The following is a 14,359-nucleotide window of genomic DNA, read 5'->3' on the forward strand; positions in this document are numbered from 1 at the left end:
CTATCCCGCTTTTTTGTTCGCTGCAGCGGCCGATTTGCCGCTGACACCGCCGATTGAATCGCCGGTGACAAGATCGTTCTGCGCGTGGGCAAAATGGTGCATGTGGAAAACGGCGTCCATAGCGCTGCGTTTGCCGCGCAGTTCCTCGACATGATTGACCGCTTGTTTGGTCAGCCAGTTGCCGAGGCGCGAGCCACCCGCCAACTTATTAGCCCATGCCGCGGTCGCTTCTTTCAGTTGGTCGCGCGGCACCACCTTGTTGACCATGCCAAAGCGTTCGGCGCGTGCGGCAGGCATGCGTTCGCCGAGCAGCAGGAATTCCTTTGCCACCCGTGGAGGCAGTTCATAGGCGTGGGCGAAATATTCGACGCCCGGAATGCCCATCAACGGCACCACGGGATCTTGGAAAAAGGCATCCTCGCTGGCGACAATCAGATCGCAAATCCACGCCAGCATCAGCCCGCCTGCAATACATGCACCCTGCACCATCGCGATAGTCGGCTTGGGAACATCACGCCAGCGGCGGCACATGCCCAGATACTGTTCCTGTTCGCGGGTATAGAGCAGTTCGGCCGCCGGCTTGTTGGTGTGCGGCGGGATCATCAGGCGGTTTTCGAATTCCTTGTGAAGATCGCGCCCCGGTGTGCCGATATCGTGGCCGGCCGAGAAATGCTTGCCATTTCCGCCCAGCACAATTGCCCGAACCGCATCGTCGTTGACTGCGCGCTGGAATGCATCATCGAGCGCATAGGTCATCTGGCCATTTTGGGCATTGTTGAACGATGGCCGGTTCATCATGATCCATGCGACACCGTCGACCACTTCATACTGGATCGGTTCGTTGGTTTCGTAGGTGATCTCAACCTTTTTAGGTTCAACCAGATCGCTCATGCCGCACTCCTCTTTGCTGGCGGATTATCCTTGATCACGCTGCCACGGATGTTGTGCGGGTCAAGCCGGTTGATGATAGCGAGCTGTTCGTCGGTCGGCATGGCCGTTTCTGCCAGTTCGCCCTTTTCGAGAGCGAAGCCTGTTGCCGCCTGCACCTCATCGAACGTCACGCCCGGATGCAGCGAGACAACACGTACCGCATTGCCCCGGCCGCCAAAATCCATGACGCACAAATTGGTGACGATCAGCCGCAGGTCGACGCCCGTATAATTGCCACCTGCGATGCGCTTGGCCGGGTTATAGCCGACACCCGAGACCATATCGACTTCGCCCTCAACAAACACGCGCGGGCCGTGCGCCGGGAAGAAGAAGCTGTTGGGATGGTAGATGGTGTTGCCCGGAAAGCCGCGCACGCCCAGCATCTGCGTCTTGGGATGTTTGTGCGTGCCTCCCAGCTGCGACAAGTTGATCTGCCCGAAACGGTCGATCTGTGTTGGCGTAACCATCGCATGGCGGCGACCGGTCCACACCGCACTGTCGAAGAAGCGCGAAAAAGGCAGGTGACCTGCCGCCTTGCGATCATCATAGCCGCGCGGCCCCAACGGCACCGGATCCTCAACCAGATAGGCCTCGCCATCGGTCATCATCAATTCGGGGCTATGCGTCAGTTTGGCTAAGCTGGCTGCAAGACGCGGCACAGGGCCAACGCCTGTGGCAATCACTTCGCCATTGCCACGAAACGCTTCCGAGCAGGCGACGATGCAGAGTTCAGCGAGCGTAACCATCAGTAAATCGCCAGCGGGGTTTGCATGACCGCTTCCTTTCCGCCGATACTTGCAAGATAGCTGGCCTCATCCGCGCCGACGAAACGGTCCGACACCTTGGCCCAGTTGCCGGGTTCGCGTGCGCTGTCGGCATAGGCCTTGAACGCCTTCATGTCTGGACCATAGAGCGGAGGCATCGAGCTGGGATGCGCGCCGCCTGCGATTTCTACCACGCCGGAGACAAAGCAGCGTTCGAAGACATTCGCCTGTGCCTGTTCGGGATAATGGTCTTCCATCTTATCGACCAATTCTTCGCAACTGACGTAAGTTTTCGCAGCTGCCTTGGCGAACCATTCGTCATAATAAACGTCAGCACCGAACAACTGGACATTGCCGCGCCAGTCGGAACGGTTGACGTGAAGCAGGGCAGCATCGAGTTTCAATGCAGGCATAGCGATAAGCGTTTCGCCGCCTTCATAGGGCGATTGCACTGTTTTAAGATCGCCCAACTCAGCCAGATCGGTGCCAAGGCCGACACGGGTCGGCAGGAAGGGCAGCCCAAATGCGGCGGCCTTCAGCCCCCATTGGAACATGCCTTCATCGACTTCGAGAACCTCGATCTGCCCGGCTTCACGGGCCTTTCGGAACCAGGGCTCAAGCGGAATGGCGTCGAGCGAAACGAAAGCGAAAACCAGTTTCTTGACCTTCCCCGCCGCGCACAGCATGCCGACATCGGCACCGCCATAGGCTGCGATGGTCAGATCCTTCAGGTCAGATCGCAGGATTTCGCGCACCAAAGCCATCGGCTTGCGCCGCGGTCCCCAGCCGCCAATACCCAGCGTCATCCCGTCGCGAAGCTCGCCGACAATCTCTGCTGGTGTCATGCGTTTATCGAGCATCACTCTGCAGCCTCGGCTTGGGTTTCTTTCATGGCCTTTTGCCAAGCCCACTCATGGCCCCAAATGCTGATGCCCTCATGTTTTGTGACGTTCCAGTTAGCTGGATCGATCACCAGACTGTCGCAGCCGATTTCGAGATCGAAACCCGATGGCGTTTGCACATAAAAGCCAACAGTTTCGTCGTTGAAATGCTGCCCGATCGAAGCTGACTCTGCATAGCCAAATTGTTTCATTCGATCATGCGCTTTGCCGACTTCGACCAGATTTGGATATTCGAGCATGACGTGCACCGCGCCCGATGGCGGCACGGGGCCCTCGCCAAAAGCTATGCTGTGATGGCGGCCATTGTCGGCATGGAGGAAAGCGAAATGCATGGGCGGCGCTTCTGGTCCCATCAGATGGAAGGCCGGCATGTCGGTTTCGTGGAAACCCACTACATCGCGATAGAATGACAGCACTTCGTCGAAATTAGGTGCGCTGAATACGGCATGTCCCATGCCCATATCGCCAGTCACAAAGCCTGGTACACCTATGGGCGATACAAAGGGTGCATCGGTGTGTGATTCTCCATGGTAAAACTCAAGTCCATTGCCGGCAGGGTCGTTGGTACGGAAACCGTTGGTCACCGCACGCGATGCACGATCTATTTCGCTGAAGTGCTCAATGCTCCGCCCCGCGCCTGCGATCTGGTCGGCAAGTTTTTCTAGTGCAGCAGCATCGGCCACTTCATAACCTGCGGCTTTGAACCAATCGCGTTTGGAATGCTCAATCCTGAAGCGGAATGGCCGCTGATCGATACGATACTGCGCTGCGCCATCGATAGCGTCAGCTGCCCGCATCACACCTGCTACCTGTGTCAGGAAATGATCCCATTTATCGGGCTTTGCAGTTTCTATTACCACATAGCCAAGCGCCTTAACCCCCATCGCTTAGGCTCCTTTCACTAGATCAAGAAAATATGGACGTTCACCGCCACCGTCGACTTGCAGGCGGGCACCGCTGACCCATTGAGCAAGATCAGAAACTAGCCACAGCACTGCACCAGCAAGATCGTCCCCGATACCCATCCGCCCGAGTGGCATCGATGCACCCACTTTGGCTTGCGCTTCCGCATCGCCATAAGTTGCTTCCGCATTTTCGGTCGTCATCAGGCCGGCAATGATCGCGTTGACGCGAATTCCTTCCTTGCCCCATTCCTGTGCGAGACTTTGAGTAAGATTTATGAGGCCGGCTTTTGCAGCGCCGTAAATCGCTGTGCCGGGGGACGGGCGCGCACCCGAAACGCTGGCAATGTTTACGATACTGCCCGAACCGGCCTTGGCCATGTAGGGATAGGCAGCTTGCGACATATAGAGCGGGCCGAGCATATTTAGCCGGACGATTGCTTCCGCGAATCGGGACGACGCTGTGGAAGCCTCATGCGGTGGTGAACCACCTGCATTGTTTACGAGGATGTCAATACGACCTGTTTTAGCCGCGACCTTGTCCACAAATGCCTTTGCCTGGTCAGCGTCGCGAATGTCGCAACTTTCAAAAGTAACCCCGTCGGGCAAGGATTCAGGCGCGTTGCGACTGCATATAAAAACACTGCAACCAGATTCGGCGAGGCGTGCAGCAATGTCGCGGCCAAGGCCCCGTGTGCCGCCGGTCACTATTGCGGTTTTGCCCGAAAGCTCAATCCTCGATTTCATTACAACTGCCATGACATTTTTACTCGTATCGAAAGCGAAAGCGGATTTCAATTGACGATTTGCGTATTGAATGGCAAAAAAAATTACGAATGTCGAAGCTCGATATGGTTTGAGTCGACTTTTTGCGGGAGAAAAGCGGATGGCCTCCGTCATAGCCATGCAGGAACGTTCTGGAGTCGCGCCGACAGCTGATGAATTGATCGCGTGCGCCAAGGCAATGATTCCGACTTTGAAGCAACGGGCTCGGCAATGCACCAGCGAACGCAACGTGCCCAAAGAGTCGATTGCCGAAATGAAGGCTGCCGGTTTCTTCCGTATCCTCCAGCCCAAAAGATGGGGGGGCTACGAGATGCACCCCAATGTGTTTTTCGAGGTGCAGAAGGCCTTGGCGGAAGGCTGCATGTCGACTGGCTGGATGTATGGCGTTTTGGGTTGCCATCCTTATGAATTGGCGCTGTTTCACGATGAAGCGCAAGCTGAAGTCTGGGGTGAAGATTCCTCTATGCTGGTTGCCTCCACCTATCAGCCGGTTGGCCAGGTGAAGACGGTTGAGGGCGGTTTTCGGCTTTCGGGCCATTGGGGTTTTTCAACCGGTTCAGTGCATTGCGGATGGGTGTTGCTGGGAGCGCTGGTTTGGCCGAATGATGTACCCGGATCCGGTCCTCCCGACATGCGCACATTCCTTTTGCCGCGCAGTGACTACACCATTGGCGAAGATGCCTGGCATGTGTTTGGGCTTCAGGGCACGGGAAGCCATGACATCATCGTTGATGATGTTTTCGTTCCCGAATATCGCACCCACCGCGCAGTAGACGGTTTCCTGTGTCAAAATCCGGGGCAGGCAGCCAATGATGGTCCGCTCTACACATTGCCTTGGGCGCAGGTCTTCACTCGCTCGGTTTCGACGGCAGCCTTTGGCGGTGCGCAGGCGGCGATCAATGCCGGGATGGCGATCATGCAGGATCGTGTTTCTACCAATACCGGCAAGGCGTCAAAGGCCGACCCCATCCTGCATGCGGCATTGGCACGGGCCATTTCGGAAAAGAGCGAGATGGAAACTACGCTGCGCCTGACGTTTGATGAATTGATGGGCTATGCCGAACGTGGCGAACCGATCCCGATGCAGAAGCGAGCCTTCTTCACCTATCAGTCGAGCAACGTCGTTCGCCGCCTCGCCGACTTGGTGGACGATATTGTCAAACTGCTGGGCGGACGTGCCATCTATATGACGAGAGAAATCATCCAGCCATGGTTCGATCTGCACGCCGGACGGGCGCATGTCGCCATTGATCCCGCGAACCGGACGGCTGATGTGATCGGTACGCTTCTGGGCGAAGAGCCCTCATTCACATTCTTGTGAGAGCCGCAACCCTATGACCGATTTATCATTGGCGACCTATTCAGTAGCGGGGGGCTACGACCTCCGGATCGCCGATGCGGGGGAGGGGCCCGTTGTCGTGTTCTTGCACGGCAGCGGCCCCGGAGCCTCCGGGGCATCCAATTTCAGGGGTAACTGGCCAGCCTTTGTAGAGGCAGGATATCGCGTTATCCTGCCAGACCTGATCGGCTATGGCGCTTCGTCGAAGCCGGAGGGCATCGACTATACGCTGCAACTTTTTACCGACACCGTTTATGAGGCATTGCGCGCACATGGCATTGAAAAGGCCAGCCTTGTCGGCAATTCGCTGGGTGGGGGCATTGCCATACAGATGACTCTCGACCATCCCGAATTTACCGAACGACTGGTGCTGATGGCGCCTGGCTGCATCGAAGAGCAGGCGAGCTATTTCACGATGCCCGGGATCGCGAAGATGGTAAGCGGCTTTGGTAGCCCTGACTTCAATCTGGAGGAGCAGAAGCGGCTGGTATCGAACCTCGTCCACCCGAATTTTGCAAGCCAAATTCCAGACGCCTTGGTCGAGGAACGTTTCGCTGTTGCGCGCACCCAGCCCAAGGATGTTTTGGCGCGGATGCGTACACCCAATCTCGGCCCGCATCTCGGCGAACTGAAGCAACCCATTTTGGTGATGTGGGGACTACAGGACGAATTTTGTCCCGAAAGCGGAGCGCGCCATTTCCTTGACCAAGGTTGTGACGTTCGTACGATGACCTTCAACCATGTCGGTCACTGGGTACAGGTAGAGCGGGCTGAAGAATTTAATCGCCATTCGCTCGAGTTTCTGCGTGGCTGATGGCTACCCCTTAATCCCTGAGGAACTCCCTGTCTTGTTTAGGGCAGCGATGCGGCGCTTGGCTGCTTCGGTTTCGATCGTGGTGGCAAAGGGGGATGACGGGCCGGTAGGGATTGCTGCTACTTCAATCACCTCTTTGACGGTTGATCCGCCTGCTGTGCTGGTTTGCATCAATCGAACCACCAGCCTGCACGCCTTGCTGATGCCAACGGCGCCGCTTTCGATCAACCTTCTTGCGCGCAGCCAGAAGGATGTGTCCTCGGCCTTTGGTGGCGGAACGCCAAGGGAGGAACGTTTCCAGATTGGCGAATGGACGGAAGGCAAAAACGGCCTCCCGCGCCTGTCAGGTGCGCAAGCCAATCTGGATTGTGTGATCGACGTGATGCTCGCTTATGGCACGCACAGCATAGCGATTGCGCGCGTGTTGTCGGCCTCGGTCAGCGATCGGGTCGATCCGCTTATCTATCAAGACGGAGGATACTTGTGAGCAGCATTGATGGCTGAAGTTTCGCTCCACAAGCCTTTTCCTGCCGCCGATGTCGTGGCCTGGGACTATGAAACCGATGTTGCTATCGTCGGCTTCGGTGCAACCGGTGCTTGTGCAGCGATTGAAGCAGCGGGTGCAGGCGCCCGCGTCATGCTGTTCGAACGCAATTCGGGTAGCGGTGGCGCATCCGGGCTTTCCGGTGGCGAAATCTATATCGGCGGTGGCGGCGGCACCGATGCGCAACGCGCGGCGGGATTTGAAGACAGCACCGAAGATTTTATCGCTTATCTGAAAGCCGCCGGCGGCCCGTGCGTTGATGAAGCCAAATGCGAACATTATGGCCGCGAGGCGCTGAACCATTTTGCATGGCTTAAGGCGCAGGGTGTGCCCTATCGCGGCAATTACTTGCCCGGCAAGCATATCGAACCGACTGACGATTCTACTCTGATCTGGTCGGGTAGCGAGGCCGCGGCGCCTTTCTGCAACATCGCTAAACCCGCGCCGCGCGGCCACACCATCCAGCATATGGGTTGGGGCGGAGGGCGCCCGCTCGTCGACACGCTCGAAGCATCGGCGCGAGCGAAGGGTGTCGAGGTCGTCGTGGACGCCCGAGCCATCGCTTTGATCGAAGATCAGGGCCGGATTGTCGGGCTTGTGGTGCGCATAGACAATCAGAACCGTTTCGTCCGTGCGCGCAAGGGCGTGGTGCTGGCAACCGGCGGCTTTGTGATGAATGAGGAAATGCGGCGCAAATATTGCCCCGAAACCTTCAAGATCACGACGCCCATTGGCGACAAGGATGACGGCATGGGCATATTGCTCGGCCTCGGCGCCGGTGGAGAGGCGATCCATATGGAGCAGTTCTTCACCACCTGTCCGTGGACGATGCCCGAAAGTCACGCGAACGGCGTTTTCGTCAATATCATGGGCCAGCGTTTCATCAACGAAGATTGCTACCATGGACGGGTGAGCCGCTGTGCGGTCGACCAGCCGGGTGGCAAGGTCTATTTGCTTCTCGACAATGCCCATTTCGTCCAGCCGATGGATTTTGCCCAGATGACCATCGCCGGAACGGGCGACAGCTGGGAAGAGGTCGAGGCTGAACTTGAGATGCCGAAAGGCACGCTGTCAGCGACCATGGCCTTTTACAACGCGCATGCACATGAAGGCCGCGATCCGCTATTCGACAAGAAACCGCCAATCCTGACGCCGCTGGACCAGGGTCCATTCATCGCGCTCGAGCTTAATTTCCAGACGAGCTATTTCAGCTTTTTCACGCTTGGCGGGCTGCGCACTTCGGCCCATGCCGAGGTGCTCGATCGTACGGGTGTGCCCATCCCCGGCTTGTTCGCCGCCGGCCGCTGCACGTCGGGCCTCCCTGCCTGGGGACATGGCTATAGCTCGGGTATGAGCCTTGCGGATTGCACCTTTTTCGGGCGACAGGCGGGGATCGGAGCCGGGCGGGGATGAACGGGCAGGCGCTTCTCGACAGGGTGGCGCTGCTCGATCTGGTGATGCGCTATTGCCGGGGCATCGACCGCCGCGATTACAGGCTGGTGCGATCCTGCTATCATGATGATGCCATGGACGACCATGGTGCCATGTTTTCCGGCGGGCCGGATGCCTTTGTCGAATGGCTGCCTTCGATGATGGCCAATTGGGAGGCGACGATCCATGCCATCACCAATAGCCTTTTTGCCATAGAGGGCGATGACGCCGAAGGCGAACATCTGGTCATGGCGCTGCATCGCAGCCATCCGCCGGAGCGCCGCGAATTTACGGTCTGGGGTCGTTATCTCGATCGATACCAGCGTCGCGACGGTGAATGGAAATTCCTGCGCCGTCGATTGATCTTTGACCATGGCAGCATCATCGCCGTCGATGAGGAAGGATTTGCCGCGATAGGGAGCGATGCACCCAATGGCCGTGCCGACCGGACCGATCCGTCTTGGGAACTGCGCTTGCTTGCGGAACTAGCGACATGACCGAACATCTGAACGTCGAAACATTGATGGAAAGCGCGCGGGGCGCGACCGGGCTCTCCGATTTTGGCAATGACTGGTTCCTCGCGCCGCTCCGCCGGCTGGTGGACGACGTAAACCGCGATGCCGGGCTCGTCTCACCCGAAAGCAGTGCAGGCGCGCGTATCCAGGGCGCACTCGTCGACCGGTTGCAGCTTGAACAATATTTCAAGGATCATCCCACGGCTGCCGCTGAGCGGATAGATCTGGCTTGCGCGATCATCGGCCTGCCGCGCACCGGATCGACGATGGTTCACCGGCTGCTCGCCGCGTCACCCAAATTGACGGCTTTGTGGTGGTGGGAAACCGCCTTTCCATTTCCATTGCCGGGAGAGGCCATGGATGATCCCGCGCCTCGGCAGGAGGCGGCGAAGGGTATGGTCGATTGGCTGCTTTCCGAATGGCCCGATTTTGAAAGCATCGATCCGATGGATTCGATGGCGATCAACGAAGAGGTGGTGCTGCTCGACCGCACCTTCCTTTCGACCACTTATGACTCGATGATGCCGATCCACGCCTATGGCCATTGGCAGGCAGAACAGGACCACGAACCGGCAATCCGCGATCTTTACCGTTTCATGCAGGTGATCCAGCACCAGCGCGTGGCGCGCGGGGAGACGCGTCGGCCATGGGTGTTCAAGACGCCGCATTATGTAATGGGTGCGCTCGCGGGGCTGCTGAAGGTCTGGCCAGAGGTCAAGCTGGTGATGACCCACCGCGATGTCGGTGATGTCCTCCCCAGCTATTGCAGCATGTGTGCCTCGCTGTCGGTCAATTCGTCGACCAGCTATCGCAAGGAAATGCAAGGCGCGCATTGGACAAAGCGATTTCGCGAAGGCCTTGACCGGCTTGCGGCTATCCGCGATACCCTGCCAGCAGGGCAGGTGATCGATATAGCCTATCCTGACACGGTGACTGATCCGCAGGGCACGGGCGAAAGGCTTCTTCGGGGGTTGGGCCTTGCGCCTGATGCGGACGACCGGCTGGCGATGCAACAGACTATCGCCGTCAATGCGCGCGAGGCGAGGCCGAAACATAAATATGCCGCCGCTGATTTCGGGCTGACGCCCGAGGGTATAGCTGCCGATTTTGCCGACTATCACAAAAAATATCTGGGCTGAGGAGAGAGCGATGATCCTGAAGGACAAGGTGGTGATTGTCACCGGCGCGGGGCCGGGTATGGGCCAGGCATTGTGCCGCGGGGCGGCCGCAGAAGGCGCGAAGGTTGACGTGTCCGCCCGTTCGGTTGATGCGATCGAGGCCATTGCCGACGATATCCGCGCCAAAGGCGGCGAGGCGATTGCGGTGCGCTGCGACGTATCGAATACCGAGGATTGCAATGCGATGGCCAAGGCGGCGCTCGACACATGGGGGCGCATCGACGGTGTAGTGCACTCGGCCTATTACCACCCCGACTGGGCCAATCTTGAGGCGCATTCGATCGAACAACTGACCCAGGTGCTCGATGTCGTAGCGGTTGGCGGTCTCCGCATGGCGCAAGCGGTGATCCCGACGATGAAGGCACAAGGATCTGGATCGATCGTCAATATCTCCACGCTGGCCACTCGAAAGCCGATGCCGGGCGAGGGTGGCTATGCGATGGCCAAATCGGCACTCAACCAACTGTCACGCCAGCTCGCGGTTGAACTGGGCGGCACTGGCATACGTGTGAATACCGCGCTTATGGGCTGGATGGACGGTGTTCCGCTGCAACAATTCTTCGCCAGCATGGGCGAGGGTGGAGACGCATTCCGCCAGCAGCGGGCATCAGAAATCCCGGTTGGCCATATTCCCGTTGATGCCGATTGTGCCAAGGCGGTCTATTTCCTGCTTTCTGATTATGCGAGCGAGATTACCGGTGCGATGCTCGACGTAAATGGCGGCGACTGGGTGGCGGCGTGACCAGCGATCCGGCTCAAGCCTGGCGCGATTTCTGCGTCAAGCTGGCAGATGCAGGCGAGGTGATATTGGCACCCGACGTGCCCGACGACCCGCTGATCCGCGCTGAAGGCTTCCGCTATCTGTCGCGGCTGACCAAATTGGCACTTGAGCAATATGTCGAGGCTTCGGATCCTGACTTTCCCTTCTTCTACAAGCTCAGCCATGAAACGGCGAAGATCGGGGCCGACAATCCGGACAATGTCTATTGGAACGCCTCTATCCGAGGGACGAACGATTATCGGATCACCGGCAGACGCGGATCGATGTTCTATTTTTCAATCGTCGCCAATGCGATGCGCTATCATATTGATGGCAGTGCGCATGCCACAGGCCAGTTGCTCGACAGCGATATTATATGGGGGCCGGACGGAGAGGTGGAGATCATCGCCAGTTGCAACCCGCAACCCGGCAACTGGCTGCGGCTGGAGCCTGATGCCAGCGTGATCGTGCTCCGCCAGTCCGCACTGGATCGGCACAATGAACGTGGCGGGGGATTTCATAACGAACGCCTCGGTGGTCCGGCCGTTCCGGAAACGCTGACCGCTGAAAGACTGGCGACCGGGCTTGCTACGTCGGCGCAGTTTGTGCGCGGTATCGCGAGTACCTTTGCCGACTGGACGCGACTGTTCCGGCAGCACCCGAACAGCTTCCCGGAAATCGAACAGTCGATGTTCCAGAAAGGCGGTGGGGCGAAAGATATCTATTATGCCCATGCCTATTGGCAGATTGCCGAAGACGAGGCCTGGGTGATCGAGGTAACGCCGCCCGAATGTTACTATTGGAATTTCCAGCTCGATAATTGGTGGATGGAGAGCTTCGACTATCGTTTCCGCCAGATCAGCGTGAACAAACATAGCGCGAGGCTGGAGCCCGATGGCAGCGTGCGGATCATTTGTTCCGCGCGAGATCCGGGTGTGGGTAACTGGATCGACACCTGCGGCCATCGCGAGGGAACAGCGCTGCTACGCTGGGCGGGCGCAAGCGAACACCTGCTGCCAACCGCGCGCGTCGTGAAATTGGAGGAACTGTAATGCTCGATTGGATGAAGCAGGCGAAAGGCCACGAAGAAGACCCGGTGTTCGGTTTCAATCCCGACGCTGTCACCCGCTCGGAGACGATCGAGATATCCGCGCCTTCACGAACCGTCTGGGACGTGCTTACCGATCTGCCGCGTTACAATGAATGGAACCCGTTCTGTATCCGCGCTGTCTCGACGCTCGAAATGGGCGCGCCGATCGAAATGACGCTGATCAACTATGCGACAGCGGGCGGACCGACCGTCCCCAATCTCGAATATATTTGCGGCTTTGAACCTGAGAAACTGCTCAGCTGGGAATTTCCCAATCTGGATTACTGGCCCTACCCGGCGCGACGTGACCAGGTGATTGAGGCGACCGGTGACGCAAGTTGCCGCTATTATTCCACCGATGCCTTTCTGGGTGCAAACGGCATCCATGTTTTCCGCTTTGCAGGCCCTTGGATCAAGCGCGCCTTTGACGATAGCGCCGTTGCGCTAAAAGCCCGAGCCGAAGCACTATATGCCGCCGCTAACGGTTGAAGAACGGCTGACCGCGCTCGAGGATCGCGAGGCGATCCGTAACCTCATCGCGTCTTACGGCCCACTTGCCGACAGTGGCGATGCCACGGGCGTTGCTGCGCTGTGGATCGAAGATGGCAGCTATGCCGTTGGTGGAATGGCCGAGGCAAAGGGAAGGGCGGCGATCGCCGCGCTGATTGACGGAGATACACACCGAGCACTGATGGCGGCTGGCTGCGCGCACCTGCTGGGCCCCGTCGCAATAGACCTTGACGGCGATAGGGCAGTGGCGCGCGGTCACAGCGTCGTTTTTCGCAACACTCCGTCGGGCTTCGAAGTCTGGCGCGTATCCGCCAATCGCTGGGAACTGGTCCGCACTGACCACGGTTGGCGTGTCGAGCGGCGCGTGAACGCCCCGCTCGACGGCAGCCAAGCCGCACGGGCTTTGCTGCGTTAAATTATGCGTTTTTGCAGAACCCACCGTAGCCCTGAGCTTGTCGAAGGGCGCTTCTAGGCTGCAGAGTTACCCTGTGAGGCGTGCTTCGACAAGCTCACCACTACGGTTCTCCTTGCGCGCAATAGTTAGTGGATAGGCACGCCGTCGATGGTGATGCGGTGCATCAGACGCCGGTGGCCATGATAGTCGTTGAGCGCATAATGCCAGGTCGATCGGTTGTCCCACATCGCTACGGTGCCCGGCTGCCATTTGAGGCGGCACTGGAATTCATCCTGCATTCCAACCGAGTAAAGATAGTTGAGCAACGCGAGGCTTTCGTCGCGGCTCCAGCCTTCGATATGCGTCGTGAAGGCGGAATTGACATAGAGCAGTTTCTGCCCCGTATCGGGGTGACGGATGATCACCGGATGCACCGCATGGGTCTTGAGTTCGCGGCCTTTCAGATCAGCGCCCTGATCCGAATTGCTGAGGAAGCCCTGCGGGCCATAGATGTGATCGGCAGTGTGCACGGCGCGCAGCGTTTCCAGCGTCGATTTCAGTCCATCGGAAAGCGACTCATAAGCAGCCGCCATGCTGGAAAATAGCGTATCGCCACCCACAGGTGGGAGCTCGCGTGCGACCAGGATCGATCCCATCGCGGGAATCTGATCGTAACTGTGGTCAGTGTGCCAGCCGCCGCCGATATTCGCCAATTGCGTCTCCGCCTTGCGGACTTCGGCAATTTCCGGGAACTTGCCATTCTCCGGAAAATAGTTGTTGACGACAATCGGACCTATCTTGTGCGCGAAAGCGATATGGCCCTGTTCATCAAGCTGCTGATCGCGAAACACCACAAGGCCGCGTGCCGCAAGCTCTGCCTTGATTGCTGCGACGTCGCCGTCGGTCAGATTGTTCAGATCCAGCCCCAGCATCTCGGTCCCGACATGCTCTGACATCTTTTCCAGCTGTATGGTCGTCATTTCCTCTCTCCCAAACCCTATCCCGCGAGCTGCCCGCCGTCGATGGTGAACAGCGAACCGGTTATTTTGCGTGCCTCTTGGCTTGCCAGATAGGCAAAGAGTGCAGCGATATCCTCCGGTTCGCAACTGCCATTTTCCAGCTTGGGCGCGTTGCGCATCACCAGATCCCAATTGACGTCGCCCGCTGGCGGGGCCGAATTGCCCATCGGCGTGTTGACATGGCCAGGGCAGATCGCGTTGACGCGCACGCCCTTTGCGGCAAACTCGACTGCCAGCCCCTTGGTGATCGCGGCAACGCCATGCTTCGATGCCGAATAGGCGATGGTGTAGGCGATGCCCTGCAAGGCGGCGGTCGACGCGGTGTTGACGATATTGCCCTTGCTCTTGATCAGGTGCGGCAGCGCGGCCTGGCACAACACGAAGACGCTTGTAGTGTTGATTTTGAGGATGCGTTCGAAATCCTCCACCGCAAATTCGGTGCTCGGCCCCCATTTGAGCATGCCCGAAATATTGCACAGCA

Annotated in this window: 17 protein-coding genes; 10 read left to right on the top strand and 7 right to left on the bottom strand. The window is 58.3% G+C overall.

Annotated elements, in window-relative coordinates:
* The 5 genes from Q0239_RS11800 to Q0239_RS11820 are packed head-to-tail and all read right to left on the bottom strand — an operon-like array spanning position 1 to position 4,458.
* Positions 1-891 carry an enoyl-CoA hydratase gene (locus tag Q0239_RS11800; protein WP_298603024.1) on the bottom strand — a complete coding sequence of 297 codons (891 nt, stop codon included), beginning with the start codon at positions 889-891 and terminating at the stop codon, positions 1-3.
* Entirely contained in the window at positions 888-1,676 is a 789-nt protein-coding gene (locus Q0239_RS11805) for a ketoacid CoA transferase (protein WP_298603027.1), read from the bottom strand. Before Q0239_RS11805 ends, Q0239_RS11800 begins: the two co-directional genes overlap by 4 nt.
* Positions 1,676-2,554 (bottom strand): CoA transferase subunit A, encoded by an 879-nt coding sequence (locus Q0239_RS11810; protein WP_298603079.1) that lies wholly within the window; start codon positions 2,552-2,554, stop codon positions 1,676-1,678. The genes Q0239_RS11805 and Q0239_RS11810 overlap by 1 nt, the downstream gene beginning before the upstream one ends.
* Complete coding sequence (locus Q0239_RS11815; protein ID WP_298603030.1) at positions 2,554-3,480, bottom strand: VOC family protein; 927 nt, start codon at positions 3,478-3,480, stop codon at positions 2,554-2,556. The genes Q0239_RS11810 and Q0239_RS11815 overlap by 1 nt, the downstream gene beginning before the upstream one ends.
* A 3-nt stretch (positions 3,481-3,483) precedes the next feature.
* Entirely contained in the window at positions 3,484-4,458 is a 975-nt protein-coding gene (locus Q0239_RS11820) for an SDR family oxidoreductase (RefSeq protein WP_298603033.1), read from the bottom strand.
* Here Q0239_RS11820 and Q0239_RS11825 point away from each other — a divergent pair.
* The 10 genes from Q0239_RS11825 to Q0239_RS11870 are packed head-to-tail and all read left to right on the top strand — an operon-like array spanning position 4,403 to position 12,880.
* Positions 4,403-5,605, top strand: coding sequence for an acyl-CoA dehydrogenase family protein (locus Q0239_RS11825; RefSeq protein WP_367276094.1), 1,203 nt, complete (start codon positions 4,403-4,405; stop codon positions 5,603-5,605). The genes Q0239_RS11820 and Q0239_RS11825 overlap by 56 nt on opposite strands.
* Positions 5,606-5,618: 13 nt before the next feature.
* On the top strand, positions 5,619-6,437 hold the full coding sequence (locus Q0239_RS11830) for an alpha/beta hydrolase (protein ID WP_298603039.1): 819 nt from the start codon (positions 5,619-5,621) through the stop codon (positions 6,435-6,437).
* A 34-nt stretch (positions 6,438-6,471) separates the two neighbouring features.
* On the top strand, positions 6,472-6,924 hold the full coding sequence (locus Q0239_RS11835; protein WP_298603041.1) for a flavin reductase family protein: 453 nt from the start codon (positions 6,472-6,474) through the stop codon (positions 6,922-6,924).
* Positions 6,925-6,933: 9 nt separating this feature from the next.
* On the top strand, positions 6,934-8,394 hold the full coding sequence (locus tag Q0239_RS11840) for an FAD-dependent oxidoreductase (protein WP_298603044.1): 1,461 nt from the start codon (positions 6,934-6,936) through the stop codon (positions 8,392-8,394).
* Positions 8,391-8,909 (top strand): nuclear transport factor 2 family protein, encoded by a 519-nt coding sequence (locus Q0239_RS11845; RefSeq protein WP_298603046.1) that lies wholly within the window; start codon positions 8,391-8,393, stop codon positions 8,907-8,909. The genes Q0239_RS11840 and Q0239_RS11845 overlap by 4 nt, the downstream gene beginning before the upstream one ends.
* Positions 8,906-10,066, top strand: coding sequence for a sulfotransferase (locus tag Q0239_RS11850; RefSeq protein ID WP_298603049.1), 1,161 nt, complete (start codon positions 8,906-8,908; stop codon positions 10,064-10,066). Before Q0239_RS11845 ends, Q0239_RS11850 begins: the two co-directional genes overlap by 4 nt.
* A gap of 10 nt (positions 10,067-10,076) precedes the next feature.
* Positions 10,077-10,847, top strand: a complete 771-nt coding sequence (locus tag Q0239_RS11855; protein ID WP_298603052.1) for an SDR family oxidoreductase — start codon at positions 10,077-10,079, stop codon at positions 10,845-10,847.
* On the top strand, positions 10,844-11,917 hold the full coding sequence (locus Q0239_RS11860) for a hypothetical protein (protein ID WP_298603055.1): 1,074 nt from the start codon (positions 10,844-10,846) through the stop codon (positions 11,915-11,917). Before Q0239_RS11855 ends, Q0239_RS11860 begins: the two co-directional genes overlap by 4 nt.
* Positions 11,917-12,444 carry an SRPBCC domain-containing protein gene (locus Q0239_RS11865; RefSeq protein WP_298603058.1) on the top strand — a complete coding sequence of 176 codons (528 nt, stop codon included), beginning with the start codon at positions 11,917-11,919 and terminating at the stop codon, positions 12,442-12,444. The genes Q0239_RS11860 and Q0239_RS11865 overlap by 1 nt, the downstream gene beginning before the upstream one ends.
* Positions 12,425-12,880 (top strand): nuclear transport factor 2 family protein, encoded by a 456-nt coding sequence (locus tag Q0239_RS11870; RefSeq protein WP_298603061.1) that lies wholly within the window; start codon positions 12,425-12,427, stop codon positions 12,878-12,880. Before Q0239_RS11865 ends, Q0239_RS11870 begins: the two co-directional genes overlap by 20 nt.
* A gap of 125 nt (positions 12,881-13,005) precedes the next feature.
* On the opposite strand, the gene Q0239_RS11875 is transcribed toward Q0239_RS11870, so the two are convergent.
* Together Q0239_RS11875 and Q0239_RS11880 are read right to left on the bottom strand one after the other, a co-directional pair.
* Positions 13,006-13,839, bottom strand: a complete 834-nt coding sequence (locus Q0239_RS11875) for a TauD/TfdA family dioxygenase (RefSeq protein ID WP_298603064.1) — start codon at positions 13,837-13,839, stop codon at positions 13,006-13,008.
* A gap of 17 nt (positions 13,840-13,856) precedes the next feature.
* Positions 13,857-14,359: SDR family NAD(P)-dependent oxidoreductase (locus tag Q0239_RS11880; RefSeq protein ID WP_298603067.1), on the bottom strand; the 503-nt coding region annotated here is incomplete at its 5' end.

The sequence above is a fragment of the uncultured Sphingorhabdus sp. genome (genome assembly GCF_937872355.1).
In the GTDB taxonomy this organism is placed as follows: domain Bacteria; phylum Pseudomonadota; class Alphaproteobacteria; order Sphingomonadales; family Sphingomonadaceae; genus Sphingorhabdus_B.